Source organism: Streptomyces sp. NPDC048441 (assembly GCF_043200235.1).
Taxonomy (GTDB): Bacteria; Actinomycetota; Actinomycetes; order Streptomycetales; family Streptomycetaceae; genus Streptomyces.
The window spans coordinates 117,333-138,617 of sequence record NZ_JBICXM010000009.1; the positions used below are offsets into that span (position 1 = coordinate 117,333).

Genomic DNA, 21,285 nt, shown 5'->3' on the forward strand with positions numbered 1-21,285 from the left:
GTCTTATGCACCTCAACCCTTACGGTGAGGATATCGTGAACCTGGCCGCGGCCCTGGCCAACCGGCGGCCCGTGACCGCCGGGGAACTCGCGGACCGCTGCCGCGCCGCGGGGCTCGTCATCGAGCGCCCGGTCGTGGCAGAGGACCTCGGCCGCGCCCTGGACACCCTGGACGCCTGGGAGAAGGTCGTAGATGCCACCGATGAGGAGGAGCGCGCCGAGCTGCTCAACGGGATGCTGGCGGCGGCCACTTCCCACCCCCGCCTCACCGACCACGCGGGCAGCGGCTGGCATCTGCACTACCGCGACGACCGGCTGCCGCTCGGCGCCCTGCTGTCCTCGCTGATCTCTGTCGGCACTGCCCTGCACCTTGCGGGGAAGGGCATGCACCGGCTCCGGCGGTGCGCCGTGGGCGAGTGCGCCACGATCTTCGCCGACACCTCCCGCACCGGGCGGCAGCGCTACTGCTCCCAGCGGTGCGCCAACCGCGACGCGGTACGCCGGCACCGTGCGCGCTCCACGGGCCGAGACGACTGAATCCGGCCCCGAACGCGGGTTCCGGGCCCTGTTTTCCGGCCGGACTTCTGGTATTCACTCCTGGGATCGATCTCCGTCCGCACGCTCGCGTTCGCTGTAGCTTCCCGACCCAGGAGTTCCCGTGGCCCTCGTACGCCGTCCGTTCAGAGCCGCCGTGAAGGTGTCGGTGGTCGCCGCCGCCGCGACGGGGCTCCTCGCCCCTGGTGCAGTCGTCGACCGGTACGGGGACACGGCGGCAGCCTCCTCGCCAACTGCCGCTGTCCCTCCACCGATCGCCGGCTGGCAGCACGAACGCCTCGCCTCCGGTGCCGATCTGTACCAGGGGAGGATCTCTGGCCGCCCCGGCACCGACCACTGGACGGTCACCGTGCGTGCGAACGGCGCCCACCTCAGCGGTGAGCAGGACGCGGAGGCGCTCGCGCAGCGGCTGCGCGGCGCGGGGTTCGGTGCACGTGCCGAGCGCGTCGAATGGCCGAGGGGCTCGGACCGCAGCGGGCTCGTCGGGGTGCGGGTCCGAGTGGGGGAGTTCGACGCGCGGACCGAAGCCGACGCCCAGCGGCAGGCACTCGCCGCCGCCGGGTTCGACGCGGTCAGCGAGTGGACGGGTGCCGATGGCGTGCCCGGCACCGGAGTGGCGCAGGTCAAGGTGGCGATCGTCGACCCGAAGCGCTACCACGGAGCGATGAAGGGCATGTACGGAACGGGCGTCGCAGGCCGCGAGAAGGTCAGCGACATGGCCGTACGTGACGGTGCTCTCCTCGGTATCAATGCGGGCTTCTTCGTCATGGAGGGCAAGGACGGTGTGCCGGGCGCGTCGGCGGGCATCGCCGCGTACGACGGGGAGCTGCAGAGCGCGGCGACCGACGGCCGGATCGCGGCGGTGCTGCGCGGTAACGGCCTGCGTCCGGAGTTCAAGAAGCTCAGCACGGAGCTCCGGGTCCGCGCGGGCGGGGCGTCCGCCACTGTCGACGGCATCAACCGTGTGCCGGGTCTGATCCGCAACTGCGGCGGTGTCGGCGGCGATTCCCCGACCGAGCGGCCCCAGCACGATGTGACCTGCACCGACCCCGACGAGATCGTCGAGTTCACCGACGAGCTCGGCGCGAGGACCCCGGCCGGTGACGGGGTGGAGGCGGTTCTCGACGCGGCCGGACGTGTCCAGGAGGTGCGTCCGCGCGGCGGCGCCGTGCCCCAGGGCGGCAGCGTCCTCGCGGGCATCGGCGAGGGCGCGTCCTGGCTGCGTACGCATGTGAAGCAGGGGAGCGGGGCGCAGGTCCGGCAGCGGATCCTGGACGAGCGCGGCCGTGAGCTGAAGCTCGGCTCGCGGGACGGCATCGTCAATGGCGGCCCTGAGCTGGTGCGCGACGGCAAGGTCGCGGTGAACTACGCCGCCGACGGCATCGAGCGGACGGGCGACCGCTCCTTCGCGTACACCTGGGGCATCAAGCGCAACCCGCGCATGTTCCTGGGCGTCGACCGGCAGGGCCGCATGTTCCTGGTCGCCGCGGACGGCCGTCAGCCCGGCTCCAGCGACGGATTCGGTCTCGGCGAAGGGGCGGAGCTGATGAAGTCGCTCGGCGCGGTGCGTGCCATGGCGCTGGACGGCGGCGGTTCGGTCGCCATGGCGGTGAAGGGCAAGGTGATCAATGCGCCGTCGGACGGCACTGAGCGCGCGGTGGGCGACGCGTTGCTCCTCACGCGCTGACGGTTACGCACTGTTACGAGCCCTACGGGCTGTGACGGCCGAGAACCGGGGCCGCTTCGTAGGAAGGGGCGGTCACGAGATATCTTGATGTCGAGCAATGTTGCAGACGTGGAGCGGAGCACCCGGTGACTGACTCGACCATCATTTACACCCACACTGACGAGGCCCCTGCCCTCGCGACGTATTCGTTCCTGCCGGTGGTCGAGGCCTATGCCTCGACGGCCGGGGTCACTGTGGAGAGCCGTGACATCTCCCTGGCGGGGCGCATCATCGCGCTCTTCCCCGAGTTCCTCGAGGAGAGCCAGCGTATCGATGACGCCCTCGCCGAGCTCGGCGAGCTGGCCAAGACGCCCGGCGCGAACATCATCAAGCTGCCGAACGTCTCGGCGTCGATCCCGCAGCTGAAGGCGGCCGTCGCCGAGCTTCAGGCGCAGGGCTACGCGCTGCCGGACTACCCGGACGACCCGAAGACGGACGCCGAGAAGGACATCGGCGCCCGTTACGACAAGGTCAAGGGCAGCGCCGTCAACCCGGTCCTGCGCGAGGGCAACTCCGACCGCCGCGCCCCGGCCTCGGTCAAGAACTACGCCAAGGCGCACCCGCACCGCATGGGCGCCTGGACGGCCGACTCGAAGACGAACGTCGCCACCATGGGTGTCGACGACTTCCGCTCCACCGAGAAGTCCGCGACCATCGCCGACGCCGGCTCGCTGCGCATCGAGTTCACGGGCGAGGACGGCAGCACGAAGGTCCTGCGCGAGTCCGTACCGGTCCTCGCGGGCGAGGTCGTGGACGCGGCCGTCCTGCACGTGGCCGCGCTGCGTGAGTTCCTCACCGCGCAGATCGCCCAGGCCAAGGTCGATGGCGTGCTGTTCTCGGTGCACCTGAAGGCCACGATGATGAAGGTCTCCGACCCGATCATCTTCGGTCACGTCGTGCGCGCCTTCTTCCCGAAGACGTTCGCCGCGTACGGCGAGACGCTCGCCGCGGCGGGTCTGACCCCGAACGACGGTCTCGGCGGCATCCTCAACGGCCTCGACGCGCTGCCCGACGGCGCGCAGATCAAGGCGTCCTTCGAGGCGGAGCTCGCCGAGGGCCCCGAGCTCGCGATGGTCGACTCCGACAAGGGCATCACCAACCTGCACGTGCCGTCGGATGTCATCGTCGACGCGTCCATGCCCGCGATGATCCGTACGTCCGGCCACATGTGGGGCCCGGACGGCGGGGAGCACGACACCCTGGCAGTCCTGCCCGACTCCAGCTACTCCGGCGTGTACCAGGTCGTCATCGACGACTGCCGTGCCAACGGCGCCTTCGACCCGGCGACGATGGGCTCGGTGCCCAACGTCGGCCTCATGGCGCAGAAGGCCGAGGAGTACGGCAGCCACGACAAGACCTTCGAGCTCGCCGCCCCCGGCACGGTGCGCGTGGTCGACGAGGCCGGCAATGTCGTCCTCGAGCAGCCCGTCGCCACCGGTGACATCTTCCGGATGTGCCAGGCCAAGGACGCCCCGATCCGCGACTGGGTCAAGCTGGCCGTCAACCGCGCCCGCGCGACCGGCTCGCCGGCCGTGTTCTGGCTCGACGAGACCCGCGCACACGACGCGCAGCTCATCGAGAAGGTCAAGGCGTACCTGCCCGAGCACGACACCGACGGTCTGCAGATCGAGATCATGTCGCCGGTGGACGCGACGGCGTTCTCCCTGGAGCGCATCCGCCGCGGCGAGGACACCATCTCGGTCACCGGCAACGTGCTGCGTGACTACCTGACGGATCTCTTCCCGATCCTCGAGCTCGGCACCAGCGCCAAGATGCTCTCCATCGTTCCCCTCATGAACGGCGGCGGCCTCTTCGAGACGGGCGCGGGCGGCTCCGCCCCCAAGCACGTCCAGCAGCTGGTCCGCGAGAACTACCTGCGCTGGGACAGCCTGGGTGAGTTCCTCGCCCTCGCGTCCAGCTTCGAGCACCTCGCGCAGACCACGGACAACGCGAGCGCCCAGGTGCTCGCCGACACCCTGGACCGCGCGACGGCGACGTTCCTCGAGAAGGACAAGTCGCCGACCCGCCGCGTCGGCGGCATCGACAACCGCGGCAGCCACTTCTACCTGGCCATGTACTGGGCCCAGGAGCTGGCCACGCAGACCGCGGACGCCCAGCTCGCCGAGTCGTTTGCCCCGCTGGCCAAGACCCTGGCCGAGCAGGAGCAGACGATCGTCGACGAACTGATCGCGGTCCAGGGCTCGCCCGCCGACATCGGCGGCTACTACCAGCCCGACTCGGCGAAGGCGGCGTCCGTGATGCGCCCGTCGGCCACGCTGAACAAGGCGCTCGGCCTCCTCGGCTGAGTGAACTCCGGCTGATACAGCTCCGCCCCGGCAGCGACATCGCTGCCGGGGCGGAGCTGTATCAGCGCCCGGCGGGCGGGTGCCGCGGCCATTCCCTATTTCTGAAACGCGTTCTACTGTGTGCGCCGTCAGTCCGAGCCCAGTCAAGTCCGAGCCCAGTGAGCCAGCGGAAGCAGGAGGGGTCGTGCACCTCGAATACACGCCTGAGCAGCGGCAGTTGCGCACCGAGCTGCGTACGTACTTCGCCGAGCTGGTGCCCGACAACCCCTACGCCCGGTATGCCGACCCCGCCGCGCAGAAGCAGTTCTACCGGGAGACCATTCGCAGGCTCGGCGGTGACGGCTGGCTCGGTGTCGGCTGGCCCGAGGAGTACGGCGGGCGCGGGCTCTCGCCCATGGAGCAGTTCATCTTCTTCGACGAGGCGGCACAGGCGGGTGTGCCGCTGCCGCTGATGGCCCTGAACACCGTCGGGCCGACCCTGATGCAGTTCGGCACCGACGAGCAGAAGGCGTTCTTCCTCCCGAAGATCCTCTCCGGAGAACTCGACTTCGCGATCGGCTACAGCGAGCCGGACGCGGGCACCGACCTCGCGGCGCTCAAGACGAAGGCGGTCAGGGAGGGCGACGAGTATGTCGTCAACGGCCAGAAGATCTGGACCACCAACGGCGACACGGCCGACTGGGTCTGGCTCGCCGTCCGCACCGACCCGGACGCCCCGCCCCACAAGGGCATCACCATGCTCCTCGTACCGACGAGCGACCCCGGCTACTCCTGCACCATCATCAACACCCTCGCCTCGCACGACACCACGGCAAGCTATTACGACAACATCCGCGTCCCCGTCTCGCGCCGCGTGGGCGAGGAGAACAAGGGCTGGCGGCTCATCACCAACCAGCTCAACCACGAACGCGTCACGCTCGCCGCGCACGGCACGATGGCCATCCGCGCCTTCCACAACGTGCAGCGCTGGGCCGCCGACACCAAGCTCGCCGACGGCCGCCGCGTCATCGACCTCGGCTGGGTCCGCCAGCGCCTGGCCAGGACCCACACAAAACTGGACGCGATGAAACTCCTCAACTGGCAGATGGTGAACGCCGTCCAGGAGGGCACGCTCACCCCGCAGGACGCGTCCGCCGTCAAGGTCTACGGCTCCGAGGCGCGCAGGGACGCGTACGCCTGGCTCATGGAGGTGGTCGGATCGGCCGGTTCACTCAAGGAGGGCTCCGCGGGCGCCGTCCTCCACGGCGAGCTGGAGCGCGGCTACCGAAGTGCCGTCATCTTCACCTTCGGCGGCGGCAACAACGAGATCCAGCGCGAGATCATCTCCTGGATCGGGCTCGGGATGCCGAGGGTGCGGCGCTGAGGCTGTCAGGCTCCGTCTCCGCTTCCGGAGCCACCCCCACCTGCCACTGGAGCGCGCTGCGCCAACCCCGGGGTGCTCAAGGCGGGTTGAGGCCTGCCGGACCCGGCGGCGTAGCCTGCGATCAGGAGGTGGTTGTATGCGCGAGGCATTCTCATCGGGGCACCCGGCGTCGGAGCACCCGGTGGCGGCCGACCCGGGGCTTTTCGGGCCCTCGTCGGTGACCTGGCAGATGCACGGCGACCCGATGATGTGGGTCGCCGGGATCCGCGCCCTGTATCTGCAGGCCCTGCACCCCCGCGCGGTCCGCGGCGTCATGCAGAACTCGGACTTCCGTAGGGATGCCTGGGGCCGCCTCATGCGTACCGCCAACTTCGTGGGCACCATCACGTACGGCACGACCGAGGTCGCCGAGCACGCGGGCGCACGCGTGCGGAAGATCCATACGATGCTCAAGGCCACCGACCCGGACACGGGGGAGCGGTACGGCGTCGACGAGCCCGAGCTGCTGCTCTGGGTGCACTGCGCCGAGATCGACTCCTATCTGCACGTCGCACGCAGGTCGGGATTCCGTCTCACCGACGAGCTCGCCGATCGGTACGTCGACGAACACCGGGAGAGCGCCCGGCTCGTCGGACTCGACCCCGCCGATGTACCGGCTTCGACCGCCGAACTCGCCGCGTACTTCGAGCGGGTGCGGCCCGAGCTGGCCGCCGGGCCCGAGGCGCGCGACGTCGACGACTTCCTCCAACGCCCGCCGACCCACGCCCTGTTGGTCCCGGCACGTGCCCTGTTGTGGCGGCGCGTGGCGAATCTGGCGTACGCCTCGTTGCCGCCGTACGCCCACGCGCTGTACGGCCGGACGGCCCCGCCACCCGCCACCGTGACCCGGCGGCTCGTCACCACCGGCACCATCCTGCGCACCGTCCCCGCGCGGCTACGCTGGCAACTTCCGCCGAAGCACATTCTGCGCGCCATCGCCAGACTCGGCCCCGGCACCCGGCCTGCCCCGTACAAACTCGACAGTCGGGCAGCCATACTGGACGAGCCGGGGAGGGCGAAGCGAGGCAACGGGGGCGACGGCGGGAGATGGCGGACACCAGGCTGATCCAGGGCCGGTACAGGCTGCTGGACCTGATCGGGCGCGGCGGCATGGGCGAGGTGTGGCGGGCGCGCGACGAGTCTCTCGGGCGCAGGGTCGCCGTGAAGTGCCTCAAGCCGATGGGGCCCCAGCACGACCAGTCGTTCACGCGCGTGCTGCGTGAACGCTTCCGTCGCGAGGCCCGCGTCGCCGCGGCGCTGCAACATCGCGGCGTCACCGTCGTCCATGACTTCGGGGAGCACGACGGCGTCCTCTATCTGGTCATGGAGCTCCTTGAGGGCCGCAACCTCAGCCAGCTCCTCGAGGACAACAAACAGCATCCGCTGCCCGTCGCCGACGTCGTGGAGATCGCCGACCAGGTCGCCGCCGCACTCGCGTACACCCATGAACAGGGCATCGTGCACCGGGACCTGAAGCCCGCGAACATCATGCGGCTCACGGACGGCACGGTGAAGATCTGCGACTTCGGGATCGCGCGCCTCGGTCACGACATCGGCTTCACCTCGCGCCTCACCGGCACGGGCATCGCCATGGGCACGCCCCACTACATGTCGCCCGAGCAGATCAGCGGCACCCAGGTCGACGAGCGCAGCGACCTCTATTCCTTCGGGTGCGTCCTGTACGAGATCGCCACCGGCGCGCCCCCCTTCGATCTGGAGGACGCCTGGGCGGTGCTCGTCGGCCACCGCGACACGGCGCCCGAGCCGCCGCGCAGCCACCGCGACGAACTGCCCGAGTACTTCGAGAAGATCGTGCTCGACCTGCTCGCCAAGGAACCGGACGAGCGGCCTCGTGACGCGCGCGAGCTGGGGCGCCGCATCCTCTCAGGACGCAACGTGCCCACGTACGTGCCGACCGTCGTCACCCCGCCCGTGCGCCGCCCCGAGCCGGGAGCCTCGCGCGAGCCGCGGCTGCCGTCCTGGACGCGCGGCATGACGACAGGACACAAGGCGAACGGCGCGTCCGAGCTGCGGACGACCCCGCCCGACGCGGCGGCAGGACTGACCGGCGAGTGGATCCCGCGCGCCGACGCGCGCCGCACCGCCACCGCGCGCCGCCCCGAACGGCCCACGCCGTCACCGGAGGTGGTCGCCACGCTGCTCAGCCGCCACAACGCGGGCCTGAGCCTGGGGCGCCTCGGCCGCTGGGCCGAGGCGGGCGAGGTGCACCGCGCGGTGGCCGCCGAGCGGGAGCATGCACTCGGCCCCGACCACCCCGACACCCTCGCCAGCCGCTACGAAGTGGGCTTCACGCTCAGCCGCACCGGGCGGGCGGCGGACGCGCTGCGGGAGTACGGACGCGTCGCTCAGGGCAGGGAGCGTTCCCTCGGCCCCGAGCATCAGGACACGCTCGCCGCCCGGCAGGAAATGGCGTACGTCATGGGGCAGTTGGGGCGGCACTTCGAGGCGCACCAGATGTACACATCGGTACTCGCGGTGCGGGAGCGGACAGCGGGCCCCGACCACCCCGACACCCTGCGCTGCCGCCACAACCTGGCGTACAACCTCAGCAGGCTCGGCCGCCTCGAGGACTCCTATCAGCTGGCCAGCGAGGTCGCGACCGCCCGTGCGCGGGTCCTCGGTGTCACGCACCCCGACACGCTCGTGACCCGCTACGAAGTCGCCTATGCCCTAGGGCAGTTGGGCCGCTGGCCCGAGGCGCTCCAGACCTACCGCGAGGTCGCCGACGCGCGGGTGCGGGCGCTCGGCTCCGACCACCCCGACACGCTCGCCGCCCGCTACGAGGTCGGGATCAGCCTCGGCAGGCTCGGCCGCAGCGGTGAGGCGCTCGAGCTGTACCGCGACCTGATCGACGACCGCACCCGCGTGAACGGCCCCGCCGACCCCGAGACCCTCCGCGCCCGGCACGGACTCGGCGTCAACCTCGGCCGGCAGGCACGCTGGGAGGAAGCCCTCGCCGAGGCCCGTGACGTCTGCGCGATCCGCGAACGCGTCCTCGGCGGCGACCACCCCGACACCCTGGTCAGCCGCCGCGAAGTGGCCGTCGGCCTCGGCTGGCTCGGCCGCTGGGCCGACGCCCTGACCGAGTACCGCAGGGTCGCTGCCGCACGTGAGCAGGTACTTGGCGCCGACCATCCCGACGCTCTCGCCAGCCGCAATGACGAGGCGCACTGCCTGGAGCAGCTGGGCCGTGGGACGGAAGCGGTGGAGCTGTACCGCCGGGTTGCCGCGTTGCGCCAGCGGCGGGCCTCCGGCGGGCCTTGACTCGCGGGGTGCGTCAAGCGGTGCCGTTGCGCTGGGGCGGGTGGTCGTCCGCGGGCTTGTTGTGGCTGGTCGCGCAGTTCCCCGCGCCCCTTCGGGGCGCTCCACGTGCTACCAAGGGCTATGCCTCCTCGCGATCGATACGACGCCGTCATCGTCGGCGGTGGTCACAACGGACTCGTCGCCGCCGCCTATCTCGCCCGCGCCGGACGCTCCGTCCTGCTCCTTGAGCGGCTCTCCGGCACCGGTGGCGCCGCCGTCTCCAGCCGGCCCTTCGCGGGCGTCGACGCCCGGCTCTCCCGCTACTCGTACCTGGTCAGCCTGCTGCCCCGGAAGATCGTCAGGGACCTCGACCTGGACTTCCGGGTACGCACCCGCACTGTCTCCTCCTACACCCCGACCGAGCGCGAAGGGCGGCCGACCGGGCTGCTCGTCGGCGGCGGCGAAGCGCGCACCAGGGACGCCTTCGCGCGGCTCACCGGCGGTCAGCGGGAGTACGAGGCATGGCGGGAGTTCTACGCCCTGACGGGCGAGGTCGCCCGTCAGGTGTTCCCCACCCTCACCGAACCCCTGCCCACCCGCGACGCACTGCGGGAGCGGGTCGGCGACGACACCGCCTGGCGGGTCCTCTTCGACGAGCCCATCGGTGCCGCGATCGAGGAGCGGTTCGCCGACGATCTGGTGCGGGGCGTGGTGCTCACCGACGCCCTCATCGGGACGTTCGCCGACGCCCACGACCCGACCCTGCGCCAGAACCGCTGCTTCCTCTACCACGTCATCGGCGGCGGCACCGGCGACTGGAACGTGCCCGTCGGCGGCATGGGCGCCCTCACCGGCGCCCTGGCGGCAGCGGCGCGCGCGGCGGGCGCCGAACTCGCCACCGGCCACGAGGTCACCCGGATCGAGTCGGACGGACAGAGCGCCGAGGTCACGTACCGCACGCCCGAGCGCGAAGCCACGGTCGCCGCCCGGCACGTCCTGGTCAACGCGTCCCCGCAGGAGCTCGCCACCCTCGTCGGCGACACGCCGCCCACCCCGGCCGAAGGCGCCCAGCTCAAGGTCAACATGCTGCTCGAACGGCTGCCGAGACTGCGCGACACCTCGGTCGACCCGCACGAGGCCTTCGCGGGGACCTTCCACATCGGGGAGGGGTACGGGGAGCTGGCGACGGCGTACGCCCAGGCCGATGGCGGTGAACTGCCCGCCGCGCCGCCGTCCGAGATCTACTGCCACTCCCTCACCGATCCCAGCATCCTCGCCCCCGATCTCGTGGAGCGCGGTTTTCACACCCTCACCCTCTTCGGGCTGCACACGCCCGCCCGCCTCTTCGCCCACGACAACGACGCCGTACGGGCCGAACTCCTGAAGTCGACCCTCGCGCAGCTGGACGCCCACCTGGCCGAACCGCTCGCCGACTGCCTGGCCACCGACGCCGAAGGCCGCCCCTGCATCGAGGCGAAGACTCCGCTCGACCTGGAACGCGACCTGCGCCTGCCCGGCGGCAACATCTTCCACCGCGACCTCGCCTTCCCCTACGCCCAGGACGGCACGGGCCGCTGGGGCGTGGAGACGCGGCACGCGAACGTCCTGCTGTGCGGGGCGGGCGCCGTGCGCGGCGGCGGGGTCAGCGGAATCCCGGGGCACAACGCCGCGATGGCCGCTCTGGAGGAGTAGGGCGCCCTCAGTCGGCCGAAGGCTCCCAGCCCACCGCCGCGATGCGCGCCGCGTCGGCAGGGCGTACCTCGTCGAAGGCGGTGCGGTCGCCGTCCTCGACGCGCAGCCCGTCGGCGTACGCGCCGCGCCCGACGTACAGCTGGTCCGTCGCGTACCGCCAGCGCAGCCGCACCCGGTCGCCGCGCCAGGGGGCGAGATCCGCGGTCAGCCGGTGCCAGACGCGCCCCGACCAGCCCGTGGCCGTGCCGTCGGGGTGCTGCTGAGGGGCCGAGCTCAGGTGCTCCGTCGTGAACGGCACCGGCTGCCAGGTCGTGCCGTCGTCGCGCGAGGCCTCGAGGCGCAGCTGGTCCGAACCCGGCTCGGTGTCCCACCACAGCGAGCACCGCAGCCTCGCCCGGTCCGTGGTGAGTGTGAGCGGCGGCAGCGTCAGGGTGGCCGATGCCGCGTTCGCCATGCCGGAGAACCACGCGGTGCGTCCGTGAGCGGGGCGTACGGCGACGGCGCGGGCCATACGGTTCGCGGTCGCCACCCTGGGCGCCGATCCTGAGCGCCAACTGCGCACCGGGTGGACGGAGTTGCCCAGGACGACGAGGAACGAGTCGGTCGTCGGATCGAGGACGAGGGAGGTGCCGGTGAAGCCCGTGTGGCCCGCCGTGCGCGGCGTCGCCATCGCTCCCATGTACCAGTGCTGGTAGAGCTCGAAGCCCAGGCCGTGCTCGTCGCCGGGGAACGCGGTGTTGAAGTCGGTGAACATCAGCTTCACGGACTCGGCGGAGAGGATGCGGGAGCGGCCGTAGGCCCCTCCGTTGAGCAGCGTACGGCCGAGGATCGCCAGGTCCCAGGCGCAGGAGAAGACGCCCGCGTGACCGGCGACGCCGCCGAAGGCGAAGGCGTTCTCGTCGTGCACCTCGCCCCACACGAGGCCGCGGTCGAGCCCCGACCAGGGCAGCCGCGCGTCCTCGGTGGCGGCGATCTTCGGCTGCCAGGCGGCGGGCGGGTTGTAGCGAGTGCGGTGCATCCCGAGTGGAGCAGTGATCTCGTCGTGGAGCAGTGCATCCAACTGACGACCCGTGATCTCTTCCAGGACCAGCTGGAGCGAGATCAGATTCAGGTCCGAGTAGAGGTACTTGGTGCCCGGCGGGTTGAGGGGAGCCTCGTTCCAGATGAGGCGTAACCGGCCCTCTCTCGAGGGCTCTTTATAGAGAGGGATCCAGGCGCGGAACCCCGAGGTGTGGGTGAGGAGCTGCCGGACGGTGATGTCCTGCTTCCCCGCGCCGCCGAAATCCGGGAGATACGAGGCGACCTTCGCCTCCAGCTCAAGACCGCCCCGCTCGATCTGCTGCACCGCGAGCAGCGAGGTGAACAGCTTCGAGACCGAGGCGAGATCGAAGACCGTGTCCTTGGCCATGGCGATCTGCCGGTCGGCGGGGAACTCGACGCCCGTGTCGGTCTTCTCGTCGTACGCCGAGTAGCGCACCGCCTTGCCGATGGGCTGATGCAGCGCGACCGTGCCGCCACGCCCCGCGAGCAGCACCGCGCCCGCGTACCAGGGGTGCTTCGGGGAGGGGCCGAGGAACTGCTCGGCGTCGGCGACCAGTTGCCGCAGGTGCCCGGCGAGCAGCCCGGCGCGCTCAGGGCTGCCGGGCCGCAGTGTCGGCCGTCCGGAGCCGGTGGCCGCCTCTGTCACGGCCGCGGCGGGCCCCGCGGGGAACGGCACGAGTGCCAGCGCCCCGCCCAACGCGGCGAGCCCCGCGCCCAGTTGGCGTCGGCTGAGCCCGCCGCCCGGTCTGTCCGCCGCCGCCCCGCTGTCCTCGGCCATGACCGTGCCCCCTCCTGGAGCTCTCCTGAAAACTCTTCTGCACTGAAACTATCTTTCGGGACCTCAAGAGACTGGTGAAACTTTCATGTCAGGTTCGGGGCGTGTCAACCGGCTCCACCGTGCAAGTATCTGACACGGCATCAGAAAATCTCTTCCGTCGTCCGGACGGCTGCGGCATCCTGCGGCCATGCAGACAGAGCTGAGCAAGAAACTGGGAGTCGAGCACGCCATTTTCGGTTTCACACCCTTCCCCGCGGTGGCGGCCGCCATCACCAGAGCGGGCGGATTCGGTGTCCTTGGCGCGGTCCGCTACACGGCGCCCGACGAACTGGCCAGGGACCTGGACTGGATGCAGGAAAACGTCGACGGCCTGCCCTACGGACTCGATGTCGTCATGCCCGCGAAGAAGGTCGAGGGGGTGAGCGAGGCCGATGTCGACGCGATGATCCCCGAAGGACACCGGCAGTTCGTCACCGACACCCTCGCCAAGCACGGCGTACCCGAACTCGCGGAAGGAGAGGCGTCCGGCTGGCGCATCACCGGATGGATGGAGCAGGTCGCCCGCAACCAGCTCGACGTCGCCTTCGACTACCCGATCAAGCTCCTTGCCAACGCGCTCGGTTCACCTCCGGCCGACGTCATCCAGCGCGCCCACGACCAGGACGTACTCGTCGCCGCCCTCGCGGGCAGTGCCCGGCACGCACGCAAGCACGCGGAGGCGGGCATCGACATCGTCGTCGCGCAGGGCTACGAGGCCGGCGGCCACACCGGTGAGATCGCGTCCATGGTCCTGACGCCGGAAGCCGTGGAGGCTGTCGCGCCGCTGCCCGTGCTTTCGGCGGGCGGCATCGGCAGCGGCGAGCAGATCGCTGCCGCGTTCGCGCTCGGTGCGCAGGGCGTGTGGCTGGGCTCGCTCTGGCTCACGACGACGGAGGCGGATCTCCACTCGCGTGCGCTCACGCAGAAGCTCCTGGAAGCCGGGTCCGGCGACACGGTCCGCTCCCGTGCCCTGACGGGCAAGCCCGCACGCCAGTTGCGCACCGAATGGACGGACGCCTGGGACGACCCGGACGGACCCGGCACGCTGCCCATGCCGCTGCAGGGACTCCTGGTCGCCGAAGCCGTGTCGCGCATTCAGAAGTACGAGGTCCAGCCGCTGCTCGGCACGCCCGTCGGGCAGATCGTCGGCCGGATGAACAGCGAACGCAGCGTCCAGGCCGTCTTCGACGACCTGACCCGCGGTTTCGAGCGGGCCATCGACCGCGTGAACCGTGTCGCAGGACGCGACTGACGAGACGGAGGAGAGGTTCATATGAGCAGCACGTCGAGCAGCACACCCCCCAACGGCTTCTGGGCGCAGGCCGAAGCGGACCCGGACCGCACGGTCCTGATCGCGCCCGACGGCGAGGAGTGGACCGCGCGGCGCCTGCACGCCGCGAGCAACCAGCTCGTCCACGGGCTGCGCGCCGCGGGCCTCGAACGCGGCGACGCCTTCGCCGTCGTGCTGCCCAACAGCGTCGAGTTCCTCACCGCGTACCTCGCGGCCTCCCAGGCCGGGCTCTATCTCGTCCCGGTCAACCACCACCTGGTCGGCCCCGAGATCGCCTGGATCGTCGCCGACTCGGGCGCGAAGGTGCTCATCGCGCACGAGCGGTTCGCGCAGGCGGCGACCGCGGCGGCCGACGAGGCGAAGCTCCCGGCCACGCACCGTTACTCCGTCGGCGACATGCCCGGTTTCCGCCCGTACGCCGAACTCCTCGCCGGACAACCGCAGTCGGCGCCAAGTGACCGCACCCTCGGCTGGGTCATGAACTACACCTCCGGTACGACGGGACGCCCACGCGGCATCCGGCGCCCGCTCTCCGGCAAGCTCCCCGAGGAGTCGTACCTCGGCGGCTTCCTCGGCATCTTCGGTGTGAAGCCCTTCGACGGCAACGTGCACCTCGTCTGCTCGCCGCTCTACCACACCGCCGTACTCCAATTCGCGGGCGCGGCCCTGCACATCGGCCACCCCCTGGTCCTGATGGACAAGTGGACGCCCGAGGAGATGCTCCGCCTCATCGACGCCTACAAGTGCACGCACACCCACATGGTGCCGACCCAGTTCCACCGCCTCCTCGCACTGCCGGACACGACGAAGGCGGCGTACGACGTGTCGTCGATGCGCCACGCCATCCATGGCGCCGCGCCCTGCCCCGACCACGTCAAACGGGCGATGATCGAGTGGTGGGGCGAGTGCGTCGAGGAGTACTACGCGGCCAGTGAGGGCGGCGGCGCCTTCGCCACCGCGCAGGACTGGCTGAAGCGGCCCGGCACCGTCGGCAAAGCCTGGCCCATCAGCGAACTGGCGGTCTTCGACGACGACGGCAATCAGCTGCCGCCCGGCGAACTCGGCACCGTCTACATGAAGATGAGCACCGGCGGATTCTCCTACCACAAGGACGAGTCCAAGACGAAGAAGAACCGCATCGGTGACTTCTTCACGGTCGGCGACCTCGGCGTGCTCGACGAGGACGGCTATCTCTACCTCCGCGACCGCAAGATCGACATGATCATCTCGGGCGGTGTCAACATCTACCCCGCCGAGATCGAGTCCGCGCTGCTCACCCACCCCGCCGTCGCGGACGCCGCCGCGTTCGGCATCCCGCACGACGAGTGGGGCGAGCAGGTCAAGGCGGTCGTGGAGGTGGCGGAGGGACGCACGGCGGGTGCCGCGCTCGCCGCCGACATCCTGGACCACTGCGAGCAGCAACTAGCGGGCTACAAACGCCCGAAGAGCGTCGACTTCATCGAGATCATGCCGCGAGACCCGAACGGCAAGCTCTACAAGCGACGCTTGCGGGAGCCGTACTGGGAGGGCAGGGAGCGCGCGCTCTGATCCGGTCCCCGCCAGGGGCGCGGGGAACTGCGCGCTCAGCCCCCACCGGCCGAAGGTGAAAGACGAGACAGGGCCACCCCACGTCGAGCAGGACGCGGGGGGCCCTGTGCCAGTTGACGAGGCGCGCGGCCTCAGCGCTGGCGAACCTTCACCACCTTCAGCCCCGGATCACGCAAAATATCCCTCTCGCAGAACCGCGAGGTGACCCAGCGCTCACCGGAGTACAACCGCGTCTGATCGCGGTAATGAGGCGAGTTCGGGTTCGACGACTGCGAGTACGTGAGAAGCGTCCGCGCCTCCGGGCAACGCCCCTCGCCCCAGCCGACCGCCTGGATATGACTCGATCCGTGCGCCACTTCGGTGTACCCGCCGCCCTTCGCGTCCCAGACGGGCTCGACCTTGTTCCACACGCCGATCGACTCCGTGCCGCCATGGACCGGCAGCCGCTCCGAACCGCGTACGACGAACTGATTCTTGCCAAGCGTCGCGTCAAGGGCGATGCCCGCCCCGTTGAACTCGGTCACCGCGTCGGCGAGCGCCGACGCGAAGCCCGGCGCGCCGGTGTTGAGGGTGTTCGGGGTGCGCACCGGGTCGGCGGCGGAGAACGGCACCTTCCACAACTGCGCGTTCGGCACGGCGACGACCAGCTTGCGCCAGAACCGGTCGAAGAGCAGCGCACCCCTGCTGTCCGTGTTCATGCTGTGGTCCCAGCCCTTGAGGGCATCGCAAGCCTTGCCTACGTCAACGGCCTTGCCGTCAGAGCCGGTTGCGGTGCCACCCGGCAGTGCCGCACACGCACGCGCCGCGTCATCGGCGGCCAGGTCGCCCGCCGGGGCACGGTTCGCGAACTGCTGCTTCTGGAGATCCTTGACCGTAAGGCCGCCGTTGCCCGCCATCGCCGAGACATCCTCGATGGCACCGCGCGTACGCATGGAGCGCTGCGTACCGATCGTGCCGAAGACCCGCTCGTAGCCCGTGATCGGCCGGTCCGCGTTGGTGAGCCAGGCGCTGTCGTTGGAGTTCTCGGCGTACGGGGCGTCCTTCAGGGTCGGCATTTTCGATGGGCCGAAGATGCCGGGCTGGAGGGCGTCCTTGTCCGAGCCGAGCGCGCAGTCGCCGCGCGAGCCGTCGAGCACGGCCACACCTGACGCCGGATAGGTCACCTTGCCCAGATCGGTGGAGCAGCGCTTCGCCAGGTCGTCGGTGATGCGGGGAAGGACCTGTGACTGACTGAGCAGCGAGTGGCCCTTGCGGTCGGCGGCGACGGTGTTGACCCAGGGAAGACCCTGGGTGTCGCGCAGCGCCTTCAGAATGCCGTCCGTGGAGCGGGCCTTGCCGAAGCCGAGGTCGGTGTCGCTGCCGCGCAGGTTCGTGGCGTTGGGGTCGTTCAGGGCGAACGCGGTCTTGGCCGACCAGGGCAGCGGGAGCTGGGCGCCGAGGCCGGTGACGACCGGGCCGTAGCGGGTCCACCACTGACTGCGGGTCACCGGAGCGCCGTCCTTGACCGGCACCTCGACCGTCCGCTTCGTCATCTTCTCCGGCTTGCCGTCCACCAGATAGGTGGTCGGGTCGGCGGGGTCCAGGGTGAGTTGATGCAGATTGAGGGTGACGCCGGTCGCCACTGTGTGGCTCCACGCCACATCGCCGTTGAAGCCGATGTTGACGACGCTCGTGCCGAGCAGTGAGCCGCCCGAGACGTTCAGCTCGCCGGGGATGGTCTGCTGCGACTGCCAGAAGCGGCGACCGCCCTGCCAGGGGTAGTGCGGATTGCCGAGCAGCAGCCCCTTGCCGTTCGCGGTGGTCTTCCCGCTGAACGCGACGGCGTTGGAGCCCATGACGGCCTCGTCGGCCGAGAAGAGCCTCCGTGCCGCCTTCGCCGTGCGCTCGGGGTCGGGGTCGGCGCCGGGGGCACGGTCCTGCGCCGTCGCACCGGGCGGCTGCGCGGCGGTGATGCCGTCTATGCCGCGTCCCTGGCCGCCGAGTACCTGGACGGCGAAGCCCTGCCGGGCCACGTCCAGGGAAGTGATGGGCCGCAGCCACTTGGCGCCCTCGCAGGCCGGGTCGGTGACGCGGTTCTGCTTCAGCCAGGCGTTGTAGCCCGCGGCGAAGCCGTGCATCAGCTGCTTCGACGTGGAGCTCGGCCCTGCCGGGGCGGGCTGATCGAGGAGCTTCTCGACCGTGTGCGTGTCGCGGACACCGCCGAAGTAGAGGTCGCTGGAGAGGTTCGTGGTCGCAGAGGAGAGTGAGCCGTCGGGCTTGCCGTCAGGGCCGAAGTAACGTGACCGTTCCCCGCGCACGGTCACATATCCCTCGGCGAGGGTGCACACCTGGTCGGCGGCCTGTGCCCAGCCGGTGCCGAAGCCGAGGTTCTTGTGGTCCTTGGCGAGGATGTGCGGAATGCCGTACTGGGTATAGCGGACGGTCGCGGACAGGCCGCCGCTCGATGGGCGGGCGCCCTGCGCCGCTGCCGCGCCGGTGGACGACGGCAGAAAAGCTGTGGCGGTCAACAGGCTGATGACGAGGGCTGTCAGGCGTCTGGTACGGGTCCGGATACGGGTACGCATGGTGCCTCCCAACTGAAGTGAGGGAAGGGGCGGTTGAGCGTACCAACCGGTATGTCAGTTGATCGAGAGGCGGAACGGGCCTTGTTCGTGCCGCGTCCGGAGCCTTGACCGCCGTGGCGCGTGCGGCACAGGATCACGCCATGACGGGTGTACGCAGCAATACGGTCGACGGGGTCCTTCGGCGGAGCGCGCGGCGCGTGCCGGGGCGAGTGGCTCTGCGCTACGGCGAGCGGCTCTGGACGTACGCCGAACTCGACACGGCCGTGTCGCGAGCGGCCCAGGTGCTGCGCGGCGCGGGCCTCGGCGCGGGCGCCCGGGTCGGCGCCTATGGGCACAACTCCGATGCCTATCTGATCGGCTTCCTGGCCTGCTCGCGGGCGGGCCTCGTCCATGTGCCGGTCAACCAGAACCTCGTCGGCGACGACTTGGCGTACATCGTGGGCCAGTCCGGCAGTTCCCTGGTCCTCGCCGACCCGGACCTCGCCGGGCGCCTTCCCGATGATGTCCGCGTGCTCGCCCTGCGCGACGCGGACGACTCGCTGCTCGCGCGCCTCGCGACCGCATCGCCGTACGACGGGGAGGAGCCGGAGGCGGACGGCTTGGCTCAGTTGCTGTACACCTCAGGCACCACCGCCCTCCCGAGGGGCGCGATGCTGAGCCACCGTGCCCTCGTGCACGAGTACGTCAGCGCGATCACCGCGCTCGACCTCAAGGAGACGGACAAGCCCGTCCACTCCCTGCCGCTCTACCACTCGGCGCAGATGCATGTCTTCCTGCTGCCGTACCTGGCCGTGGGCGCCGAGAACACGATCATCGACGCGCCCGACGCCGAGCGGATCTTCGACCTCGTGGAGGCGGGCCGTGCCGACAGCCTCTTCGCGCCGCCCACCGTATGGATCGGCCTCTCGAACCACCCCGGCTTCGCCACCCGCGACCTGGGCGCCTTGCGCAAGGCCTACTACGGGGCTTCGATCATGCCGGTCCCCGTCCTGGAGCGGCTGCGCGAACGGCTGCCGTCGCTCGGTTTCTACAACTGCTTCGGGCAGAGCGAGATCGGCCCGCTGGCCACGGTCCTCGGGCCCGACGAGCACGAGGGGCGGATGGACTCCTGCGGGCGCCCGGTCCTCTTCGTCGAGGCACGGGTCGTCGATGAGCGTGGCGCCGAGGTGCCCGACGGCACACAGGGCGAAGTCGTCTACCGCTCGCCGCAGCTGTGCGAGGGCTACTGGGACAAGCCCGAGGAGACCAAGGAGGCCTTCCGCGACGGCTGGTTCCACTCCGGGGACCTCGCCGTGCGGGACGAGGAGGGCTACTTCACCGTCGTCGACCGGGTGAAGGACGTCATCAACTCCGGAGGCGTCCTCGTCGCGTCCCGCCAGGTCGAGGACGCGCTCTACACCCACGAGCGGGTCGCGGAGACCGCCGTCATCGGCCTGCCGGACGAGCGCTGGATCGAGGCGGTCACCGCAGTCGTCGTACGCAACGGAGACGTCACCGAAGCCGAACTCATCGATCACGCACGCGAGAAGCTCGCCCACTTCAAGGCGCCCAAACGGGTCCTGTTCGTGGACGAGCTGCCGCGCAACGCGAGCGGGAAGATCCTCAAGCGGGAGCTGCGGGACCGCTTCAGCGCTCCGTAGCCCTACGGGGCCCTACGGAGCGCTACGGATTTCTCAGATCCACGATCCGCTTGAACTTCCCCACCGACCGCTCGATCGTCTCCGGATCGACGATCTCGACCGCCACCGAGACGCCGATGCCGTCCTTCACCGCCGAGGCGATCTCCCGGGCCGCCGCATCGCGCCGCTCGGGCGTCGTGTCCGCGCGGGACTCCGCCCGGACCGTCAGCGCGTCCATGCGGCCCTCGCGGGTCAGGCGCAGCTGGAAGTACGGGGCGATGCCCGCAGTCCGCAGCACGATCTCCTCGACCTGTGTGGGGAAGAGGTTCACGCCGCGCAGGATCACCATGTCGTCCGTGCGGCCCGTGACCTTCTCCATCCGGCGGAAGGTCCGTGCGGTGCCGGGCAGGAGGCGGGTCAGGTCCCGGGTGCGGTAGCGGATGACGGGCATGGCTTCCTTCGTCAGGGACGTGAAGACCAGTTCGCCGCGCTCGCCGTCCGGCAGGACCTCGCCGGTGATCGGGTCCACCACCTCCGGATAGAAGTGGTCCTCCCAGATGTGCAGACCGTCCTTGGTCTCCACGCACTCCTGGGCGACGCCGGGGCCGATCACCTCGGAGAGCCCGTATATGTCGACCGCGTCGATCGCGAACCGCTCCTCGATCTCGCGCCGCATCTCCTCCGTCCACGGCTCGGCACCGAAGATGCCGACCTTGAGGGACGTCGTGCGCGGGTCGACGCCCTGGCGCTCGAACTCCTCCAGGAGCGTGAGCATGTACGACGGAGTCACCATGATGATCTCGGGGCGGAAGTCCTGGATCAGCTGGACCTGGCGCGCCGTCATGCCGCCGGACGCGGGAATCACCGTGCAGCCGAGCCGCTCGGCTCCGTAGTGCGCGCCGAGGCCGCCGGTGAACAGGCCGTATCCGTACGCCACATGGACCTTGTCCCCGGGACGGCCGCCCGCGGCGCGGATCGAGCGGGCGACGACGTCCGCCCACATCGACAGGTCCTGCTCGGTGTAGCCGACGACCGTGGGCCGCCCCGTGGTGCCGCTGGACGCGTGCAGGCGCCGCACCTCGGACTGCTCGACCGCGAACATCCCGAAGGGGTAGTTGTCGCGCAGGTCCGTCTTGGCCGTGAACGGGAAGCGGGCCAGGTCGGCGAGCGTACGGCAGTCGTCGGGGCGCAGACCCGCCTTGTCGAACGCGGCCCGGTAGAAGGGCACGTTCTCGTACGCGTGCAGCAAGGTGTCCTGAAGTCGCTCGAGCTGCAGCACCTCGAGCTCTTCGCGCCCGAGGCGCTCCGCCGCGTCCAGCATGGCCGTCATATGGGGGTTCTCCCGTCCCAAACGGGCGACCGATCATTCGGTCGTGGATCTTCTGTCGAGCTCAGTAATCCAGCCCTGGGGGCGGCCGTCAAGAGATCACGCACGGCCGCTTTGAGCTGGGGCGCCGCTAC

The 21,285-nt window shown here is 70.4% G+C and carries 13 protein-coding genes; 10 read left to right on the plus strand and 3 right to left on the minus strand.

Translation table 11 applies throughout. The annotated features are described in order from the left end of the window. The first annotated feature begins 5 nt into the window (after positions 1-5). From ACGFSB_RS23060 to ACGFSB_RS23090, 7 genes are all read left to right on the plus strand, one after another. Positions 6-536: a CGNR zinc finger domain-containing protein gene (locus ACGFSB_RS23060; protein ID WP_393402277.1), complete on the plus strand. Its 531-nt coding sequence runs from the start codon at positions 6-8 to the stop codon at positions 534-536. 121 nt (positions 537-657) lie between these two features. Next, positions 658-2,241 carry a phosphodiester glycosidase family protein gene (locus tag ACGFSB_RS23065; protein WP_393402280.1) on the plus strand — a complete coding sequence of 528 codons (1,584 nt, stop codon included), beginning with the start codon at positions 658-660 and terminating at the stop codon, positions 2,239-2,241. Positions 2,242-2,366: 125 nt separating this feature from the next. After that, positions 2,367-4,586, plus strand: a complete 2,220-nt coding sequence (locus ACGFSB_RS23070; protein WP_393402282.1) for an NADP-dependent isocitrate dehydrogenase — start codon at positions 2,367-2,369, stop codon at positions 4,584-4,586. Positions 4,587-4,770: 184 nt separating this feature from the next. Then, positions 4,771-5,949, plus strand: a complete 1,179-nt coding sequence (locus tag ACGFSB_RS23075; protein ID WP_393402285.1) for an acyl-CoA dehydrogenase family protein — start codon at positions 4,771-4,773, stop codon at positions 5,947-5,949. A 136-nt stretch (positions 5,950-6,085) separates the two neighbouring features. Next, positions 6,086-7,054 (plus strand): oxygenase MpaB family protein, encoded by a 969-nt coding sequence (locus ACGFSB_RS23080; RefSeq protein ID WP_393402288.1) that lies wholly within the window; start codon positions 6,086-6,088, stop codon positions 7,052-7,054. Continuing rightward, positions 7,036-9,273, plus strand: coding sequence for a tetratricopeptide repeat protein (locus ACGFSB_RS23085; RefSeq protein ID WP_393402290.1), 2,238 nt, complete (start codon positions 7,036-7,038; stop codon positions 9,271-9,273). The genes ACGFSB_RS23080 and ACGFSB_RS23085 overlap by 19 nt, the downstream gene beginning before the upstream one ends. A 120-nt stretch (positions 9,274-9,393) precedes the next feature. Then, the gene (locus ACGFSB_RS23090; protein WP_393402293.1) at positions 9,394-10,944 is read left to right on the plus strand and encodes a phytoene desaturase family protein; all 1,551 of its coding nucleotides are present in this window, start codon (positions 9,394-9,396) and stop codon (positions 10,942-10,944) included. Positions 10,945-10,951: 7 nt separating this feature from the next. On the opposite strand, the gene ACGFSB_RS23095 is transcribed toward ACGFSB_RS23090, so the two are convergent. Then, a complete protein-coding gene (locus ACGFSB_RS23095; RefSeq protein WP_393402295.1) occupies positions 10,952-12,763 on the minus strand; it encodes a serine hydrolase in 1,812 nt (603 codons plus the stop codon). A gap of 187 nt (positions 12,764-12,950) precedes the next feature. Here ACGFSB_RS23095 and ACGFSB_RS23100 point away from each other — a divergent pair, with 187 nt between their 5' ends. Then, on the plus strand, positions 12,951-14,054 hold the full coding sequence (locus tag ACGFSB_RS23100) for an NAD(P)H-dependent flavin oxidoreductase (RefSeq protein WP_393402297.1): 1,104 nt from the start codon (positions 12,951-12,953) through the stop codon (positions 14,052-14,054). Between the two features lie 21 nt (positions 14,055-14,075). Then, a complete protein-coding gene (locus ACGFSB_RS23105) occupies positions 14,076-15,641 on the plus strand; it encodes an acyl-CoA synthetase (RefSeq protein WP_393402300.1) in 1,566 nt (521 codons plus the stop codon). Positions 15,642-15,772: 131 nt separating this feature from the next. On the opposite strand, the gene ACGFSB_RS23110 is transcribed toward ACGFSB_RS23105, so the two are convergent. Then, positions 15,773-18,205: a penicillin acylase family protein gene (locus ACGFSB_RS23110; RefSeq protein ID WP_393402303.1), complete on the minus strand. Its 2,433-nt coding sequence runs from the start codon at positions 18,203-18,205 to the stop codon at positions 15,773-15,775. Between the two features lie 140 nt (positions 18,206-18,345). On the opposite strand from ACGFSB_RS23110, the gene ACGFSB_RS23115 reads away from it, so the two are divergent. After that, positions 18,346-19,845 carry an acyl-CoA synthetase gene (locus ACGFSB_RS23115; protein ID WP_393402305.1) on the plus strand — a complete coding sequence of 500 codons (1,500 nt, stop codon included), beginning with the start codon at positions 18,346-18,348 and terminating at the stop codon, positions 19,843-19,845. A 22-nt stretch (positions 19,846-19,867) separates the two neighbouring features. Here ACGFSB_RS23115 and paaK read toward each other — a convergent pair whose 3' ends face one another. Next, positions 19,868-21,154, minus strand: coding sequence for a phenylacetate--CoA ligase PaaK (gene paaK / locus ACGFSB_RS23120; RefSeq protein WP_393402308.1), 1,287 nt, complete (start codon positions 21,152-21,154; stop codon positions 19,868-19,870). Between the last annotated feature and the right edge of the window lie 131 nt (positions 21,155-21,285).